This window comes from Microvirga antarctica, from assembly GCF_017921815.1.
In the GTDB taxonomy this organism is placed as follows: domain Bacteria; phylum Pseudomonadota; class Alphaproteobacteria; order Rhizobiales; family Beijerinckiaceae; genus Microvirga; species Microvirga antarctica.
In genome coordinates, this window is sequence record NZ_JAGEMM010000001.1 from 1476511 (window position 1) to 1495773 (window position 19263).

The following is a 19263-nucleotide window of genomic DNA, read 5'->3' on the forward strand; positions in this document are numbered from 1 at the left end:
GCGGAATTCAGCCGGCATTCGCAGCGCGCCCGCTGATGAACTCGCACGAGAGCGGTGCCGATCCTTCGCCACAAGGCGCAAAAGATGTGTCGGAGCCTGGTCGACCAAGGGCGGCAAGCCTGCCTGCCACGGACGCTGTTCGGGCAGGGAGCACTTTGACCACCTGGCCTGGATGCAGTGCCTGAGAGCCCGCAACCACAACGGTCTCGCCGGGCTTGAGCCCCTCGGATATCGTCACATCGCTAGGCCCGTATCGCAGCACCACGACCGGGCGGAGAGAAACCCCCATTGTCACCGGGTCGACCACCCAGATCGCTGGGTCTTGTCCCGATGCGGTCAAGGCGCTTGCCGGGACCGAAATCACGGTGGCAGAGTCGAGGGCCATTCGGCCGACAACACTCGCGCCCAACGCCATCTCACGCGGGGGAAGATCAAGACCCACCCTGACCCGGAACGTCCGGGTCGCCGGATCTGCCTGGGTTGCCACTTCGCGCAGGCGTCCCGTGGCCATCACGGCGGGGTCGGACGCCAGTGCAACCCTGACAATGGGATCCCGCGGAGTGGAGCGCAGCATGGCTGCCGGAACATCGAAGACCGCGTCTCGGCCATTTGCCCGTGCGACCTGGAGAATCATCTGTCCTGGCCGGACAACTTCGCCGGGTTCCGCCCCGCGTGCAGTCACGATCCCTTCCGCGTCAGCCCGCAACTCGGTAAAGCCGAGCCGGTCTCGGGCGGTTTCCGAGCGCGCTTCCGCATCATCGAGTTGAGCCTGCGCGGTCCGCAGGGCCTGTTGCGCCTGATCGAAGAGCGGGCGGGTGGTGAATCCCTGCGCCATGAGTTCCTCCTGGCGCGAGAAGGCATTGCGGGCCTTCGTGACCTGTCCGCGAGCCGCCGCCTCAGTTGCCTCGGCAGCCCGGACGTCGTTCGCTTCAGTTTGCGGATCGAGTCTCGCAAGGATCTGGCCGGCAGAGACGTGATCGCCAACATTAAGTGGCCGATCGAGCAGCTTGCCGCCAATCCGGAACGAAAAGGCGACCTCGTTCTGCGCCTGTATGTCACCCGAGAAGACGACGTCGTTATCAATCGTCCCGGGTTTGACAACAAGGACGTGAACAGGACGGGGCCCGGGTCGCTCGGCACCGGCATCACGCTCGCAGGCTGTCATCGACAGGACAGCAATCCCTATCAACCCCAGGCGGGACGCCTTGAGGCGCCAAACCCATCTTCTCCCGCCGTTCTCAGGACGGTCTTGTCTCTTGGCCGGGATCATGACGACATTGCCCCTTCCGGTCGGACGCCGGGAGCGACCTTCTGCTCCCGTGCCGACTCCCCTCGCTCGAACCAAGTGACGTAGAGCGTCGGCAGAAACACCAGGGTCAGAACCGTCGCCACAAGAAGGCCACCCATGATCGCAAACGCCATCGGGCCCCAGAAGACAGTCGGGGCGATCGGCGTCATGCCCAACACTGTCGAGATCGCCGTCAGCATGATAGGGCGGAAACGGGAGCTGCTCGCATCGACGGCCGCTTCCCGAACACTCTTGCCGCTGGCGCGCTCCGCGTCGATCTGACCGATCAGAATAACGGCATTCTTGGTGATGATCCCCAGCAGCGCGAGGATGCCGAGAAGCGCAACGAAGCCCAGCGGCTTACCAGACAGAAGCAACGCGCCGACAACGCCGATGATGCCGAGAGGGGCGACGCTCAGCACCATCAGAAGCCGCTGGAAGCTGCGAAGCTGAACCATCAGGACCGTCAGCATAATGAACAGCATGAGGGGAACAACGGCAACCACCGACGCCTGGGATTGCGCGCTCTCCTCGACGGTCCCGCCTAACGCCACCGCATAGGATGGCGGAAGGGTCTTGCGCAGATCCGCGATGCCGGCTGCGAGGTCTGCCACGACCGTCTCCGGCAGCTGTCCAGGCTTGACATCGGCCTGGACCGTCAACGTCGGAACGCGATCCCGGCGCCAGACCAGAGGGTAGTCCTGCTGATAGGAGAAGCTGGCGAACTGCGACAGTGGAACGGTGCGTCCATTGGGCAGAGCGATCTGGATCGTCTCGAGCGTCGATAGCGAGATGCGCTGCTCGTCGGTTGCGCGAGCGATGACATCCACGAGGTAGATATCGTCCCGCATCTGCGTGACGGAGGCACCCGAGACGACAGTGCTAAGCGCAGTGGCAAGCGCCTGCGAGCTGAGGCCAAGGCGCCTGGCTTCATCCTGATCGATGCGAATACCAAGCTCTCGCGACGGTTCGATCCAGTCAAAGTTGACATTCTCGGTATGGCGATCGCCCGCAACCACAGCGGCAAGACGCAGGGCGATATCACGGACGACTGCCAGGTCGGGCCCGCTGACCCGATACTGCACGGGCCAACCCACCGGAGGGCCGAGCTCGAGCGGATAGACGCGCGCGACGAGGCTCGGAAACTCCTTGGCCAGGAGGGCTTCGAGCTTCACATGCAAGCGGTCTCGTGCGGCAACGTCCTTGGCGACAATGACGGCCTGACTGAAGAAGTCATTCGGGAGCTGCGCATTGAGCGGCAGATAGAATCGGATTGCGCCCTGGCCCACATAAGTGCTCCAGCGCTCGACATCCGAATCATCCTTCAGAAGCGAATCGAATTTCTTGGCGACATTCTGGCTTGCGAAGATCGAGGCGTTCTGAGGCAAGCGAAGGTCGACAAGCAGTTCAGGGCGATCAGAGGCAGGGAAGAATTGTCGCGGAACCAAAGGCAATGCCAGGAGAGAGATAACGAACAAGGCAATTGTCCCGCCGATGGTCAACCACTTTGCGCCCATCGCTGCATCGAGAACGCCCCGATAGATCGCCATGACGCGGCCGGGCGATGACGGGCTGGATTTCGCCTTCGGGGGCCGGAGAAGCCACACGCCCAGCAGAGGCGAGAAGATGACAGCGACAAACCAGGATACAACGAGCGCGATGCCGACCACCGCGAACAGCGAGAATGTGTATTCGCCGGCCGAACTCGCCGCAAAGCCTATCGGGACGAAGCCGGCGATGGTGACGAGCGTCCCGGCCAGCATCGCGAAGGCAAAGCGTCGAAATGCGTACGTGGCTGCACGCTCCCTGTCATCCCCTGCCGCGAGACGGGTCATCATCGCGTCAGTCGTCGTCATCGCGTCGTCGACGAGGAGCGTCAGGGCAATGATGAGAGCACCCAGCGAGACACGCTGCATGTCGATGTCGACAATGTCCATGACGGCGAACACGACCGCCAGCGTCAACGGAATCGACAGGGCAACAACCAAGCCGGGACGGACGCCCAGGCTGATGAAACTCACGACCAGGATGATCGCGATCGACTGCCACAGGGAGGCCATGAAGTCCGCAATAGCATGCTCGACCGTCGAGGATTGGTTCGCGACCAGCCGAGCATCGATGCCGAGTGGCAGGTCCGCTGTGATCGCCGCCATGCTCTTTGTGATATTCTCGCCAAGCGCCAGGATGTCACCGCCATCCCGCATGGCGATACCCAGACCGATTGCCGGCTGCCCGTTCACCCGGAACAGGGGCTGGGGCGGGTCTGAGTAGCCCCGATGCACGCTCGCGATGTCTCCCAGGCGGATCACGCGGTCCCCCACTGGGAAATTGATGTTCAGGATATCGAGCTCGGATTGGAACGCACCGGATACCCGCAGAGAGATCTTCTCGTCATCCGTCTGAATCGTTCCTGCAGGCCGGACCGCGTTCTGGGCCTGAAGAGCGCCGAGGAGCGTTGCCCGGTTTATCGCGAGATTAGCCAGTTCCTTTACTGAGAACTCGACGAAAATCTTCTCGTCCTGCGCGCCAATGATCTCCGCTTTCGAGACATCCGGGATGAGAAGGAGCCGCGAGCGGATCTGTTCGACATGGTCGCGCAATTCGCGATGGGTGAACCCATCGGCAGTGAAACCGTAGATGGTTCCAAATGTATCGCCGAAGCGATCGTTGAAGCCGGGGCCGATGACGCCTGCAGGAAGGCGCAGGCGAATATCCGCCACGAGGTTGCGAACCTGATACCAGGTGTCGTGGACCTTCGCGGCAGAGGTGTCGCCTTTGAGATTCACGAAAATGGTCGTGACCCCAGGGCTGGTGTAGCTGCGGAGGAAATCGAGGTTTGGTGTTTCCTCGAGTTGCCGCTCGAGGCGCTCGGTCAACTGCTTCAGCGTATCTTCCAGCGTCGCGCCCGGCCAGGCCGCAGAGACGACCATTGTCTTGATGACGAAAGCCGGATCTTCGCTTCGCCCAAGTTTGAAGTAGGACGCCACGCCTGCAATCGCGACAACCAGCATCAAATAGACGACCAGCGAACGATGCTTGAGAGACCACTCGGACAGGTTCAGTGCCATCACAGATCCGTCCCGGACAAGCGCACCAGCTGGCCCTCCTTGAGAGAATTCACGCCTGCTGTGACGACCACATCGCCCGCAGTGAGGCCCTTGGCGACAAAAGCCGTGGCAGGGTCGACGCGTGCCAGCTCAATTTTTCTCAGCGAGACAGCGCGTGTTTTCGCGTCAACGACCCAGACGGCGGGCGATTGCCGGTCTGCTGTCAGGGCCGTCGTCGGGATCGGCAGCAGCTCACCGTCATCAGCTTTCATCGTAATGATGACTGTCGTGCCCAGACGGAAAGCTGCGGGCGGATCCGCGAGGCCGACACGGACTTGAAACGTTCGGGTGATGGGATCCGCCTGAGGTGAGATTTCGCGGACGCGTCCGGTTGCGATCAATTTGGGATCATCCGACAGATGAACCGAGACGGGAACGTCCGACAATGACGATCCGAGGAGCTGCGAGGGCACGTCGAAGACTGCATCTCGTCCCGCTGTCCGCGCCAGCTGAATGACCATTTGGCCGGCCTGTACGACCTCCCCGGGTTCGGCGCCGACAGCCGTGACGATCCCGGGCCCGTCGGCTTCAAGTTCCGTGAAACGCACCCAGTCCTCAGCATTCTGAAGCTGTGCCTTTGCAGCAACCACCTGCGAAAACGCCGCCTTTCGACCTTGTGCCGCGGCTTCAAAGTGAGCCTGTGACGTGACGCCGCGCTCCAGGAGATGGCGCTGACGGTCGAGATTATTCTCGGCCTGGGTCAGGACGCCTTCGGCCGCCGAGGACGCCGCCCGCGCCGAGCGAAGCGCATTGAGCTCGTTCTCAGGATCAAGCCGTGCCACGATCTGACCGGCCTTGACCTGTGAGCCCACATCAACGGCCCGTTGAGCAAGGCGCCCGGAGACGCGAAAAGACAGCGCGGGTTGATCCTGTGCCTCAATCCGACCTGTGAACGTTTGGGCGGATTGCGGAGATTGCTTCTGAACCGTGAAGATGCGAACGGGTCGCGAAACAGCGACTGGTGCGTCCGGTTCTTTTTGGCAGGCGGCCAGCAGCAAGAGGCCTGCAGCAGCGATCGCCACACGGGCCCGACCGCTCCGATCTGCGAGTTGGAATCCAGGCAACATCATCCCACCATATCCGATCGGACTTTGAGCAAGCCCACGGCCATGGCGATGTAGGCAAGACCGGCAACGGCCAAGGCGATCCCAGCCATGGCCCCGGGAGTCGTCACGCTTGTGAAGGGAAAGCGAAAGACGAGTGCCACGCTGATTGCGATCGAGATCAAACTGGCGGCGCAAAGCCAGCCCCAACCTTGCTCGCGCCGAACCCTAAGCGAAAGACCCAACAGCGAGAAACCCTGTGCCAGCACGACGATTGCCACCAGGAGGGTGACGGCAGCGGCGCCCTTCATGGGATTGAGCCAGATGAGAAGGCCACCCACAATCTCTGCAGCGCCGCACAGCAACTGCCAGGCAAACCCTGCCCATCCTTTGACCTGGAAAGTCTGGATGACGGTCACGGCACCGGCGATGGCAAGTGCGATTCCCAGCACCGTGCTGGTCGCAATGGTCGACATGGTGGGCACCGAAACCGCGGCGATTCCGCAGAAGAGAAGCACCAATCCCAGTAACAGAAACCCAACCCAGCGAAACCGAAGCGCCAGTGGACCGAACTCACCGGCTTGCTTGCCGCGATCGAGGTTTTTCATCCTGCCATTGCACCTGTCTGGTTGCGAAGTGCGCCAGCATCAGCCTCGGGGGTCAGCCATCTTCTCAACAGAGACCCCGGCCGGGACGGCCGCATGTATCCGGAAACGCTATCAGCAGGTCCTGCCTCGGGGATGAGTTCACCATCTCAAAACTATGCTGATTATCCCAAACTTGCATGAGCGTTAGACCGCCTCCGCCCGCATGGGCTTTCTGGCTCCCACACCAGTGAGCGCCGCACACAGGAGGAGAACGCCAATGCCCGCAACAGCGGCCATCAGCAGGTAGGTATGCTCTCCCTCGCTTGGGTAGAGCCGACCGCTCACCATGATGAGAATCGCCATGAGGCCTGCCCAACTCGCGGCGAGCCAACCCTGGACCTGAGCCTGCATTCCGGCCGGCGCAAGACGGGACAAGATCAGGATACTCCCGATATGGGTCGCGCCGAACGTGAGACCGTGGCTGAGCTGAAGAACTGACAGCGGAAGGATCCCTGGATCCAGCGACATGCCGAGCCACCGAACGATTGCCGCGCCCCCGCCGAGAAGCACCAGGATGGAAGGGCCGGCCGCACCCACCACGAGACGGCCTGCCACGGCAAGAACGACGATCTCCGAGACGACACCGAGCGCCCACAGGAAACCCGCCGTGCCGCTGGAGAGACCCTCGCTCTGCCAATGAAGCGTGCTGAACGCGTACACCGTGCCGTGGCTCGCCTGGATGGAAGCAGCGCCCGCGATGACCAAGCCGATGCGCCACAAACGCGGTGTTGACGCGCCGTCTGCCGGCATGACTTCTTCGGGGGCTGATGTGGGAAGCCGCAAAGCGGCCATGGCAGCGATGACAGTCGCGACTGCGGACACTGTTAAAAGGCCGATAATAGCGGCTGGGGACAGCCAAAGCAGCAAAGTCCCCGCGGACAGGTTCGCAACCGCGAAGGCGACGGAGCCCCACAACCTCATGCGGCCATAGTCGAGCTTGCGCCCAAAACCGCCGCTGGATGCCGCCAAGCCGATTGTATCGGCGAGGGCGATCAATGGTCCCTGGGCGAGCGCGATGATGATGACGAGACACAAGATGGACGGGAAGCCGCTCGTCATGGCGAGAAACGGGGTCCCGACCATCACGATTGTGGCGCAGGCGAGCAGGGTCGACGGCGTACGGCGATACCGGTCGGCGTAGGCGGTCACGAGCGGATTGGCGAGTATCCGCGCAAAGAGTGGGGCCGCCACCACGAGGCCGATCGAGAAATCGTCAAGGTCTTGTGCGCGCAGCCAGATGGGGAAAAACGGGAGATTGATTCCGAGCTCGAAGAAGAGCGCTGCGTACAAACTTGAAAGGCGCAACCTTGCGGATGCCATGGAGAATCTCTCGGCGCGCGCGTTCTCGATAAGGCTCTGCCCTTTCAGGAAGCCCCCTTGGACAATGCGGCGCCATCGGTCGGAATATCCGAGGCAATCTGCGTTTCAAGCAAACTTTTGGCCAGCGCCAGCTCTCTCGCCTCGCTTGGACTGTATCCATATTCCAGTTTGAACGCCCTGCTGAAGGCCGAATGATCAGTAAAGCCGACTTCCGACGCGAGCGCACTGATCGGCTTCTTCAGCTGGGACTGCGTCAGCCGTCGATGGGCCTCGGCCAAACGTTCCTGCTGGATGGACCGCGCAACGCCTCCACTGCTCTCGAAGATACGATAGAGTTTGGAGCGGGAAACAAACACCATCTGCCCCAGTGTCTCCGGACCGAAATCAGCGGAAGCGAGGTTCTGCCGCACGATTCGGCGGGCACGCTCTCGCAGGGCGACGACGATCGGCTTCTCCGCTTCTGCGGTCGCATCGGAAGTCGCGGCAAGACACGCCTTCACGACCGCGCAGGTCGCCGCACTCAATCCTGCCAGGTGGTCCCGCGAGACCGAAGGCAACTCTCGGGCCAGAACCGTGAGGTAGTCCGTGAGAATGGCGCTCTGCCAGGATTTCAGAACCGCCCCATGGGCAAGGTCGAGCGATCTCGCTTCAGCTCGAAAAAGATCGCGTGACAAGTACAGCGTCACGACCTCTTCGTCGGCTCCCTCGCCCTCGAAAGGCTTTGTCAGTGATCGGAAACTGATCTTCTGTGACGATCCGCTGGGCGAACAGTGGTCCGGACCCTTGGAGAGAACAAGGCACCAGTGGTCCATGTGGGATTTAGGTAGGTGTCGCCACCGCCTTTGGGCAGTCGAAGGGAGGGATGTCTGCGACAACGAGATCCCTCCAAGATCCCACGACAGATAGTCGACTTCGAATCCCTGCACATGATTGTCGACAAGCGAGATATCTGAAATATGAGACATGAAGCTTCGCCACGCCTCGAATTGCTGGAAATCGGGCAATGGCCGCGTGGAGAACCGATCAGGAGAAAGGCTCGCGTCGTTTACCGAGCTTTGATCGATGTGCTGCATCACTGTTCCGCCCTCGGTGTTTAGGGCCACGCTCTGTCATCACTCGAGAACCTGCAGATACTCCGGGCGGTCCCACACGTGGCCGGACGCACATCAACGGAGAATAGGGTCAAGAGAATTCGACCTACAAGTTAGTGACGCACGGTCACTAAATTTAAGGTCTAGTTTACACCGGGTCAATCGAAAAAAAATCCTACTGCCTCCTATACTGCCTCTAAGGAGCGCCGGGTCTGTGTTTTTGGTCCCGGTTCGCAGTCAGCGTCGGTCGCGCAACCGGGATTCCAAACGCAGATGGCGTCAGATTCCGAGAGCGTGAGGCCTTCCCAGCGGGCACAGGCGCCGACAGACCTGTCGTATGTGCGAGGGCGATATGGCAGGCATTTCAACGCGATTGAGCCGCACTGTCGATGATGAAGAAGGGTGTGGCAAGGACTGTGCCGGCAGCGCCGATCACGTCGCCGGCGACAAGCGGGAAAGATGCATCGGCATCGGTCATGACTTGTCCATCGATCAACCGGTCTCCGATCAGCCGGACAATCACCGGGCTCTCGGCGTATAGACTGTGGTTGATGCGATCGCCTCCACTCAATGCGCTGAGATCGATCACGGTGACACCCGGCAGATCGGCGAGCTGCTGCTGATACGCCTCACTTGTCAGATCGACGGCCCCTAACCGTGTCATGCCGCCAGATATAAGACGTGACAGCCGAAGAGCGCGGTCGTTCTGCGAGACGAAGAGCGTCACCCGCGGCCGTCGGGGGCCAATATCCTCCAACTGTCGGCGGAAGACACCGATATCCAGATCGGGCGAGGCAAGAATGAGATTTTTGATCTTCGATGGCACACCGCGATCCTGCAACGCGATCTGGCGCAAGGCTTCGACCGCCAGCCATCCCCCCATGGAATGGGCCAGGATCGTGATCTCGCCAACGGAAGGGCTGCTCGCGGCGGCGCGAAGGAGACGGGCGAGGTCCGAGCGCGAGTAGGTGGCGTTCTGATGGTCCAACTTGTAATCCAGGAGGCGACCCCGCGACGGCCACGAAAAGAGCACCGGGGCTGCGTCAGCATCGGAGTCGTGCGCGAGTTGCGCGAAGCGAAAAGTCGCGGTGTCAAAGCGGGTGTTGAACCCGTGGACGAACACGAAGACCCGTCGCTTCTTCCCGCCGGCCTTCTTGAACCAGTCGAGAAGGCGATCCTCGGGGAGTGGCGTAACGGACGAAACGACGAAATCGGTCGACGGGTCGCCCGGGGTGTTCCGGGGCCACTGAACCGATCCCACAGGGCGGCCTTCCGGAAGCGATACGGTGATATTGGCGTAAGAGACGCCTGCGCCGCGCCCGCCCCCGAACAGGACACCCGGGTCCTCGGCAGGATCCCGCGTTGTGGCTGCAAGCAGATCGACAACCGTTGTTTTGGCTGGCACATCGACGGGAAGAAGCATGCCGCGCGGGTGGCCGGCGCACGCTCCGAGCCCGAGGACCGCAAGTGCGGAGATCAGCCCTGCCAGTGATTGGAGCCTGTGACGCAAAGCTGGACCTCAAACTTGCCGATTAGGCTGTTGCCGACGGATTATAGACCGCCCGCCTGACGCAAATCCACTGAATCGCCGGATTAGAGGACCATAGAACACTGTCCGGAGGAAGGACCAGGCTGCCCTTCTCCGATCACCAGTAACCAAACTTGTGCGGACGTTCGACCCTGTCCACCGCCAGAGCGCTAACGTTTGTCGGCCGAACCCTTGAGACTTTGGTCAATGGCTGCGTCGATCCGCGTGATGAGAAAGGCGAAAAAGGGATTGGACGACAAGCGCAGGAGCGTGTCCATGTCCACGATCAGCGCCCCGCGCTCCCCACGGGGCGCGATGGAGCCCAGCGAAACACCGAAGGTCTCGGTGCCCTCTGGGTCAAGCCCATAGAGCGGATCGCTGACCGGAAACGGAAGCGCCACGTGGGAGAGTGAAAAGACATCCCGCGGGTAGGCAAGACGCAGGTCCTCAATGTTTTCGGCCGTTGTGCCGGCGTCCACGATCCGTGCCACGACCTCGCCGGTGTCAGGGGCTGCATTGGTCACGACGGAGGTTCTGAACCGGCGTGGTGCCTCCGGTAACAGGCGCGACAGAAAGGTGTCGCTGGTGGCACGAAACAGCGGGCCGAACTTTGCGGAGCGATTGAGGTCGAAAAGCACGATCTCGCTGTCATTGGCCGGAAGCTGAAGATACAGCGCGGAAATCACCGCGCGTGTGCTGACGGTAAAGTCCATGGTTGACTGGAATGTCAGCACGGGTGGAAGCCGTTCAAGCTGTCCATCGCGGGCGGCCCGGAGGATGCTGTCCTGCAGCGCCGCTGTCAGACGATGGGACTGGCGCGCGCCGTTGACGGGAAAGGAATTGTATTTGAAGGGGTTGAACTCGGGCAAAATGCTGAGCCAGGCCGCCTTGGCAAAGGCCGGCAGGATCGCCGGCAAGGCTGCGAGCCCCGCAAACCGCGCAAAGCTCGTGACGCCGATCATGGGAGAAATCAGGACGATGCGGTCGGGCTTGGCCAATGTCCCGTCGCTCAGTGCATCCAGCGCATATTTCATCGCCAACGCTCCCCCGTTTGAGAAGCCGACGATATGAAGCGGAACGGAGTTGCCGACGCGAGCGCGCGCCTCGCGAACAGCGAGGCGGGTTGCAGCCACCCAATCCTCCCATTCGACGTCGGTCAGCGCACCAGGCACGGTGCCGTGTGCCGGCAACCGAATGCCGACGGCCAGAAATCCCCGTTCTCGATAATGGTTGGCAATATGGCGAAGGCTATAAGGAGAGTCAGTGAGGCCGTGCAGGAGAACAACCGCACCCTGGGACGGACCAACGGGCTCGAGTTCGTACGATCGATTCCAGTCCTGCGCGAAATGTCCGGGATAGACAGGACTTCCCTCGAAGTAGCGGTTGAACGAAACCCGTTCCTCGACGTCGAGTTTTTGAGTGACCTTTGCCCGTATGTCGGCGAAGATCTTCGCCTCGGCCTCTCGGTACCCCGTCCAGTCAGACCGATCGAGTTCCGCGACGCTCAGCTCGTGGGGGACGTATGTATGCCACGGCTCGAGCGCGGCTCCCCTCTGTGAATCATATGCCCGCACCGCAAGGAGCGTCAGACAGATGACAATCAATATCACGGAAAGACGCGTCGCAAACCTGATGATCCTCGCGGGCATGTTCCACCGTCCCCTCGCCCCCTGCCGGTCATTACCAGCAGTTTTCTCTCGCTCGAAGGCACGACGCCCGGCAAGATACCGATAGGAAGACGAGTGGCTGACGACACCCGTCTGGTCAAGTCGGATCCCTCTCGAGCGTTGGCACTGAGCGGCGGCGCGTGTTAGCCAGTGCTGACGCAGGGATGATTCCGGTGCTTGATCCACGACTCGGCGATATCGAAGACGATGCTCTGAGCACAAAACGCCGCTCATTGTTTTCGCTCGCGGGGAGCCTGCTCGCCGAGGTCAGCTTGCCCAAGTTGGTGCTCGCATGGATCCTGCTGGTCGGGCTCCCTTGCCTCACGCTCGGAATAGCGCCGCTTCTCATCTCGGCGTGGTTGTCAGCCATTTCGTCGAAGGCTTCGGCTGTGCTGACCGGAATTCTTCCGGTTTTCTTCGTGGCGGCTTTGGCCGGTGTGGGGTGGTTTGGCGGACGCAAGCTCTTTCGAATGGCGGAGAGCAGCTTCTGGACCCTGAATGCTCTGGCCGTTCAGCCGGGATATGTGCTGTTCCGTGAAGGCCTGCGCCACCTGGTCGGGCGCGTGCGGCCATTTTCCGCCAACACTGCGCATGGCCCCAAGATCTATGCCGCCACGGCCGCGGGCGCCGGCCTGGCGATCGGCGTCGCCGCCCTGTTTGTCATTGGCCTGGCATGGCCGTCCTCTCGCTGGGTCGGCAGTCTGATGGACTTCGCGTCTCCGTACGAGGTCATGCGCATCGCCTTGGCGAACAGCGCCATCCTCATCTCGGCCTATCTTGCAGGCGCGTCGCTGCTCTGGGGCGTGGCCGATGCGTCCATGGCCCAGCCACGTGACCTCACCGTCTTCGCCGAGGATACGCGGGGCGGACGCCATTTTCGCATCGCACATCTCTCCGACATCCATATGGTGGGCGAACGATATGGATTCCGGATCGAAAGCGGGCGTTCCGGTCCACGCGGCAACGACCGGTTTCGGCAGACGCTTGCCGAGCTGAGGCGGCTCCACAACGAGGATCCGCTCGACGTCATTCTCATCACGGGAGACCTGACGGATGCAGGCCGCTCCGCCGAATGGGCAGAGTTCTTTGACGCCCTGGCGCCGTATCCGGAACTGGCCGAGCGAATGATCGCCCTGCCTGGGAACCATGACGTCAACGTCGTCGACAGAGCAAACCCCGCCCGCCTCGATCTCCCATTGAGCCCGAAGAAAAGACTTCGCCAGATCCGAAACGTTGCGGCGCTCGCTCGCCTCCAGGGCTCGCGGGTCCGGATTGTGAACCGAAATGGGATGACGCTCGGAACGACCCTGAACGAAGCGCTCGAACCTCGGCTCGCCGACATAGCGGCATTTGCCGATCTGGGATCGATCCGGCTCTCACAGAAATTGGGAGACCTGTGGGACGGCATTTTTCCGATGGTGATGACGCCGGCGACCGACAATGGCATGGGCGTCGTCATTCTGAATTCCAACGCCGAAGCGCACTTCTCCTTTACAAACGCGCTCGGCCTTGTCTCCGTGGAGCAGACGCACGCAATGGAAGCGGCGATTGCGGCCTATCCCAACGCTGGGTGGCTTGTCGCCCTTCACCACCATGTCGTGGAGTATCCGCAGCCCGCGAAAGCCCTCTCCGAGCGAATTGGGACGGCTCTTGTCAACGGCAGTTGGTTCGTCCGTCGCCTTCAGCGGTTCGCCAAGCGCGTGGTCGTCATGCACGGCCACAGGCATGTGGACTGGATCGGGGAATGCGGCGGCCTGCACATCCTCTCCGCGCCTTCACCTGTCATGGAGGCGACCAACGACATGGGGACATACTTTTACATCCATACGATGAGAGTTAGTCAGGCAGGCGTAGGTTTGTTGAAGCCACATCGTGTCACCATGGCGGGAACGCCTGTCACCTCGCCAACAGACGGCATCGACCCCGGCCTGGAGAGCCTTTGACAAATCTGGCTGTTGGCTCGCGTTGTGACAGCGGGAACGAACAAAAGGACTGAGAGCCAGTCGTCTTGCCGTCGGGCAGCAATCAGGCCTTGGCCGGCTCAGGGCCACCCAGGAGATCCGCGGCCCAGCGACTGGACGGATGCTGGTGGCAGATGGTCAGAATTGCGATGACAATAGGCACGCCGATAAAGGCGCCGGCGATCCCCCAGAGGAATGTCCAGAAAAAGACCGCAAGCAAGACGATGAAGGGCGATATGGCCAACGCCCCGCCGGCGATCCGGGGCTCCAGGTAACTGCCGACGAGAAACTGGATGAGGTTCAGGCAAGCAAAGACGATGACGGCCGTCTGCCACGATTCGAATTGCGCAATGGCAAACAGGGTCGGGAACACCGTTGCGACCAATGGGCCGATGAAGGGAATGTAGTTCAGCGCAAAGGCAATCACGCCCCACTCCGCAGCGAGCTGCAAATCAGCCAGATACGCAAAGCCCCAGACCAACCCACCCGTCATGATGCTCATGAGAGTCCGAACGATCATATAGCGCCGAAATTTTACCGCGGTTTCGTACCCGCCGGTCAACAGGACCTTCCCGATCTCCCTGTTTTTCAGGCGCCGCAACTTGTCGGCAATCGTATCCACTTCGAGAAGCCCGAGGATCACATAGATCAGGACGACCAGAGAAAAGCTGAGGGTTGCCCTGATCCGTGTCGTCAATTCCTGGAACAGGCGGATCAGCCATCCAACGTTGAAGTGGTCTGCCCACATCCCTGCCACAGCAACACCGTGTCCATCGAGCCAGTCCGCCACCTGCCCGTAAAGCATCTGGAATCGCGCGGCATCATTGACAAGGTGCCGTCCCACCCTCCCGAAGCCCCAGACGATGATCGAGGCGAAGATCATCACGATGACGACGGTGGCCAGAATGCTGATCGCCAAAGCAATCAGCTTTGGAAACCTGGCTTGCAAGGCTCGCTGAACGGGCCACACGAGCGCAATGATAAACAGTGCGAAGGCGAGTGGCGCGAAGACGGTTCGCGCGAAATAGAGCGCCACGATAATCAGGATCGCAGTACACACCCCTATCATGGTGATGAGCCCCCGCGTGCTCGTCAGAGGCATGGAGTCGCGCATATCGGGACACTTCCTGGTGAAGAACGATCTGATTGATCGATATGGTAATTCCCGGAGGAGCCAGGAGGCAAGGCAAAACAGGTTGTCGTTTGTCTGAACACTGCCAGTCCCAACAATACCCATCACAGCCGGTACGGTGCCATTTGGTCGACGTTGACTGGAAATCTGCGCTCCGACCTGCCGATCTGTCTCAGGTGCGCAACTGCAGATGCGCATGGCAGCGTGCGGCTTTCAGGGAACAGCCCCGGCGGAGCACCCGCTCCGTTCGAGCGACGCCGACCGCTAGTTCAGACGTGCGCCGTCTTGATTGTCGAAGACGTGCAGAAAACGGGGATCTCCCTTCACCGAAATCACATCGCCCGGCTGGATCTCGCTTGTTCGGGTGAATTCGACGGTCATGGCGCGCTCGTTGCCGATGTCGAGATAGCCGTAGGTTTGACCCCCCAGCCGCTCGACCATGGAAATCTCTCCGGTAAACCACGCCTCGGCGGGATCGCAAGCCACCAGATCCTCAGCGCGCAGACCAATCGCCACCTCGTCTCCGGGTTTGATCGTCATGTCGCTCGTCACATCGACACTGAGGGCCGTCTTGCCGACGTCGATTGAGACGTTGCGGGTCGAGCGGTCGGTGATCCGTCCGGACATCATGTTCATCGTCGGACTTCCAATGAACCGCGCGACGAAAAGGCTGGCGGGACGCCGGTAGAGGTCGAGCGGACGTCCGACCTGTTCCATATGCCCGGCATTCATGACGACAATCCTGTCCGCAAGCGTCATCGCCTCCACTTGGTCGTGGGTGACATAGACGGTCGTTGCCCGCATCCGCCGATGAAGTTTCGCGATCTCGAGACGCATCTCCACGCGCAACGCAGCATCAAGATTCGAAAGCGGTTCATCGAACAGAAATGCATCCGGATGGCGAACGATTGCACGCCCCATCGCCACGCGTTGGCGTTGCCCGCCCGAGAGCTGCGCCGGGCGCCGGTCGAGAAAGGGTCCAATCTTCAACACGTCCGCTGCTTCATCGACTCGTCGCTTGATTTCAGCAGCTGGCTCGTTTCGCATGCGCAATCCAAACGCCATGTTGTCTTCGACCGTCATATGCGGATAGAGCGCGTAGTCCTGGAACACCATGGCGATGTTGCGCTCTGAAGGCGTCAGCGCATTGACAACCTTTTGGCCGATCCGCATCTCGCCTGACGTGATTTCTTCGAGTCCTGCGATCATCCTCAGAAGAGTGGACTTCCCGCACCCGGAAGGGCCGACCAAGACTACAAACTCGCCGCTGGCAATGTCCAGATTCACGCCATGGATGACCTCAAGATCCCCATACGACTTTCTCACGTCCCGCAATGCGATGACCGACATCTTCCAGCCTCCCTATAGACGTCGACGCCTGGCGGGCGTGCGTGTCATTCTTGGCGTTCTGCGGCTCTGGTCGTGATGGGGTACCGGCAGCACCCGACGATCAGGACGGTTCTTGACATTAATATCGATATCAATATTGATAATCAGAGAATTTGGCAACAGGCGAAAGTCGGACTGATGCAAGAGGCCAACCCGCGCCGCTCTCTGCGTGGATTTCATCACCGGCCCATGAAATCCGCCGCGGCATTTCACGCCCTGAAACACGATATCATGCTCGGCGATCTCGCGCCTGGAGCCTCCCTGGTTGAGCTTGAGCTGGCGGCTCGGTTTTCCTGTAGCCAGGGCACTGTCCGCGAGGCGCTCCTGCAGCTGCAGGAGGAGGGCCTCGTTCTTCGGCAGGGGCATCGTGGCACGCAAGTCTCCGATTGCACGACTGACGAAGCCATTGAAATGTTTCGCGTGCGACAGCAGATCGAATGCAACGGAATCGCCAGGGCAATTGCGCGAAAAGGCCGAAACCTCGTCGGTGATCTTCGCGCGCTCATTGACGAGATGACCTCAGCGGCGAAAGCCGACGACGAATTGCAACTGGCATCGCTCGATCGTGATTTCCACCGCAGATTGTTCCAGGAGGCCAACCTACCCGCCCTGGACCCAATTCTGCACAGATGCCTGGTGCACAACCACCGCTTCAAGATTTCGAAGACCGGAACGCTGCGCGACCTGACCGCGACAGCCGAGCGCCACTGGCCCATTCTGGACGCCATCGACAAGGGCGACATCCCGTCGGCCTCGGCCTGTCTTCAGCACCATATTGCGACCATCGTCGATTTTGGCCCGATCGTTTTTCCGGACGCCAACCAGTGACCGCCGCTCCGAAGCCGTTTTCATCTCGCCTCGCGCCGGAGATGCAACGGCTGTTGCAGGTGGTTGCTGATGACAGCGGACCGCCGGTGGATCCGACGACGCTTCCGGCCAGCGAAGGGCGCTCTCTCTCCGAGCAGGCCAATCTTCGCTGGAACCGCGACCTGCCTGACATGGCGAGCGTCACCGATATCGTCGTACCGGCCGATCGCACCCTCGGTTCGGCCGATTGCCGCGTGCGGATCATGTCGCCTCATCGCGCGTCGGATGGAGCAATTCTGTTTGTTCACGGCGGGGGATTTGCCTTTTGCAGCCCGCAGACCCACGAGCGATGCGCGCGCCTCCTTGCCATTGAGAGTGGACTTTCGGTCGTCGTGCCGGACTATCGGCTGGCGCCAGAGCATCCCTATCCGGCCGGACTCATGGACGTCATTGCGACGCTTCGCGCCTGCCTGTGGGCGCCTCAATCAACAGGCGCGCTCAAGGGCGACATTCTCGTCGCAGGCGATTCCGCCGGCGCGAATCTTGCTCTCGCTGCCCTGATCCACGAACACCGCGAGGGCCGCCAGACGGCAGCAGGCGCATTGCTCTTCTACGGTGTCTACGCGGCGGATTTCGAGACCCCGTCCTATCGCCAGTTCGTCGATGGGCCTGGGCTGACGACCGGCAAGATGCAGCGATACTGGGACTGGTATGTTCAGGACAGCAATCGCCGCCTGGATCCTCTGGTTTCGCCTGTTCGCGCAAGTGATGACGCATTGCTCGCACTGCCGCCCCTGTACCTCATGGCCGCAGGGATCGATCCCTTACTGTCGGACAGCCTTCACCTCGCCGCGCGGCTCCAGTCACTCGGTCGTTCGGAGCGTGTGGATGTCGTCCCCGGCGTGGTGCACGGATTTCTTCAGATGAGCAGCGAACTCATCGCAGCACGCCAAGCACTTGCGGATGCGGGGTCGGCCGCACGGAGGATGACAACCAACCGACAGCCTTGAGTTTCAAAAACAAGATCAGGAGGAAACACAATGAAACGACTCATGAAGACGATCGGTGCCACCTGTGCGCTTCTCGCAGGACTAGCCATCGGAACCGCAAGCGCCGAAACGGTTCGGTTCTGGTACCACTTCGACAATCCCGAGAACCCCATGTCGGACCTCGTCAAGAAGTTCGAAGCCGCAAATCCGGGCATCACCATCAAGGCCGAGAACGTTCCCTGGAACAGCTACTACGACAATCTCTACACATCGATTGTCGGCGGGGACGCGCCCGATGCGGCGATGGTGAAACTGTTTGCGCAGCCGCGCCTCATCGAGATGGGGGCTCTTGAACCGATCGGGCAGCGCATTGACGCCTGGGCCGGAAAGGCGGACCTCCTGGATCATCTGATCGATCTCAACAAGGGATCGGATGGGAAGCAGTATTATCTGCCGATCCAGTATGTGGTTTTGTATCTCTATTATCGCGACGACCTGCTCAAGACCGCGGGCCTCACACCACCCAAGACGTGCGAAGATTTCCGAACTGTCGCGAAAGCGCTGACAAAGGCCCCTGAGACTTACGGTTTTGGCCTGCGCGGTGGCAAGGGCGGCTGGGATCAGTGGGGCGCCTTCGTGTTGTCTCAGGGTGCCAAGCTCGAAACCGGCGGATTGACCACGCCGCAGGCTGTGGCAGCCAACCAGTGGGTCATCGATCTCTTCCAGAAAGATAAGGTGATTCCTCCCTCGGCACCCAATGACGGGTTCCAGGAAATCATCGCCGCTTTCAAAGCCGGCAAGACGGCCATGACAATCCATCACATCGGGTCGTCGAATGACCTGGTGAAAGCCCTGGGCGACAAGGTCTCGGCCGTGCCAGTCCCCGCCTGCAATGGAAAGTCGTGGACTTCCTATGGCGATGAGTCACTGGCCGTCTTCTCCTCGTCAAAGGCCAAGGATGCCGCGTGGAAGTGGATCGCGTTCCTCGCAGAGGGCGAGAACAACGTCGCGTTCAACAAGGCCACAGGGCAGATGACCGTGACGAAGAGCGGCTCGAAGGATTGGAAACTGCACGAGCGCCGGTTTGTCGACGCCACGGTCAACTCCCTGCCCTTCGCGGCTGTTCTGCCGCAGAGCACGGCAACCGCGGAGTTCGTCAACACGGCGTGGCAGACTGCCATGCAGCAGGCGCTAACCGGGCAGATCACATCCGAGCAGATGATGAAGCAGCTCGAGGCATTGTTCAAACAGTAGACGCCATCGCAGATCTCCGTCGCCGAAAGACGCGGCGGCG

Annotated in this window: 14 protein-coding genes; 4 read left to right on the plus strand and 10 right to left on the minus strand. The window is 61.0% G+C overall.

Annotated features, from left to right (window positions below; translation table 11 throughout):
• Positions 1-7: 7 nt before the first annotated feature.
• From J4G32_RS07175 to J4G32_RS07210, 8 genes are all read right to left on the minus strand, one after another.
• A complete protein-coding gene (locus J4G32_RS07175; RefSeq protein WP_246504793.1) occupies positions 8-1165 on the minus strand; it encodes an efflux RND transporter periplasmic adaptor subunit in 1158 nt (385 codons plus the stop codon).
• Between the two features lie 101 nt (positions 1166-1266).
• Positions 1267-4356, minus strand: a complete 3090-nt coding sequence (locus tag J4G32_RS07180; protein ID WP_210485405.1) for an efflux RND transporter permease subunit — start codon at positions 4354-4356, stop codon at positions 1267-1269.
• Positions 4356-5465 carry an efflux RND transporter periplasmic adaptor subunit gene (locus J4G32_RS07185; RefSeq protein ID WP_343232599.1) on the minus strand — a complete coding sequence of 370 codons (1110 nt, stop codon included), beginning with the start codon at positions 5463-5465 and terminating at the stop codon, positions 4356-4358. Before J4G32_RS07185 ends, J4G32_RS07180 begins: the two co-directional genes overlap by 1 nt.
• Positions 5462-6046, minus strand: coding sequence for an HdeD family acid-resistance protein (locus J4G32_RS07190; RefSeq protein ID WP_210485407.1), 585 nt, complete (start codon positions 6044-6046; stop codon positions 5462-5464). Before J4G32_RS07190 ends, J4G32_RS07185 begins: the two co-directional genes overlap by 4 nt.
• Positions 6047-6229: 183 nt before the next feature.
• Positions 6230-7405 (minus strand): MFS transporter, encoded by a 1176-nt coding sequence (locus J4G32_RS07195; protein ID WP_210485408.1) that lies wholly within the window; start codon positions 7403-7405, stop codon positions 6230-6232.
• A gap of 44 nt (positions 7406-7449) precedes the next feature.
• On the minus strand, positions 7450-8478 hold the full coding sequence (locus J4G32_RS07200) for a helix-turn-helix domain-containing protein (RefSeq protein WP_210485409.1): 1029 nt from the start codon (positions 8476-8478) through the stop codon (positions 7450-7452).
• A 382-nt stretch (positions 8479-8860) separates the two neighbouring features.
• Positions 8861-10006: an alpha/beta hydrolase gene (locus tag J4G32_RS07205; RefSeq protein WP_246504794.1), complete on the minus strand. Its 1146-nt coding sequence runs from the start codon at positions 10004-10006 to the stop codon at positions 8861-8863.
• Between the two features lie 188 nt (positions 10007-10194).
• On the minus strand, positions 10195-11673 hold the full coding sequence (locus tag J4G32_RS07210) for an alpha/beta hydrolase (protein ID WP_210485410.1): 1479 nt from the start codon (positions 11671-11673) through the stop codon (positions 10195-10197).
• A gap of 182 nt (positions 11674-11855) precedes the next feature.
• Here J4G32_RS07210 and J4G32_RS07215 point away from each other — a divergent pair, with 182 nt between their 5' ends.
• Positions 11856-13634 carry a metallophosphoesterase family protein gene (locus tag J4G32_RS07215; protein WP_210485411.1) on the plus strand — a complete coding sequence of 593 codons (1779 nt, stop codon included), beginning with the start codon at positions 11856-11858 and terminating at the stop codon, positions 13632-13634.
• 82 nt (positions 13635-13716) lie between these two features.
• Here the strand turns inward: J4G32_RS07215 and J4G32_RS07220 are convergent, their stop codons facing one another.
• Positions 13717-14766, minus strand: a complete 1050-nt coding sequence (locus J4G32_RS07220; protein ID WP_425515499.1) for an AI-2E family transporter — start codon at positions 14764-14766, stop codon at positions 13717-13719.
• Between the two features lie 282 nt (positions 14767-15048).
• On the minus strand, positions 15049-16134 hold the full coding sequence (locus J4G32_RS07225) for an ABC transporter ATP-binding protein (protein ID WP_210485412.1): 1086 nt from the start codon (positions 16132-16134) through the stop codon (positions 15049-15051).
• Between the two features lie 75 nt (positions 16135-16209).
• On the opposite strand from J4G32_RS07225, the gene J4G32_RS07230 reads away from it, so the two are divergent.
• The 3 genes from J4G32_RS07230 to J4G32_RS07240 are packed head-to-tail and all read left to right on the plus strand — an operon-like array spanning position 16210 to position 19223.
• A complete protein-coding gene (locus J4G32_RS07230; protein WP_246504795.1) occupies positions 16210-17001 on the plus strand; it encodes a GntR family transcriptional regulator in 792 nt (263 codons plus the stop codon).
• Positions 16998-17990 (plus strand): alpha/beta hydrolase fold domain-containing protein, encoded by a 993-nt coding sequence (locus tag J4G32_RS07235; protein ID WP_210485413.1) that lies wholly within the window; start codon positions 16998-17000, stop codon positions 17988-17990. The genes J4G32_RS07230 and J4G32_RS07235 overlap by 4 nt, the downstream gene beginning before the upstream one ends.
• 30 nt (positions 17991-18020) lie before the next feature.
• Entirely contained in the window at positions 18021-19223 is a 1203-nt protein-coding gene (locus tag J4G32_RS07240) for an ABC transporter substrate-binding protein (protein WP_210485414.1), read from the plus strand.
• The last annotated feature ends 40 nt before the right edge of the window (positions 19224-19263 follow it).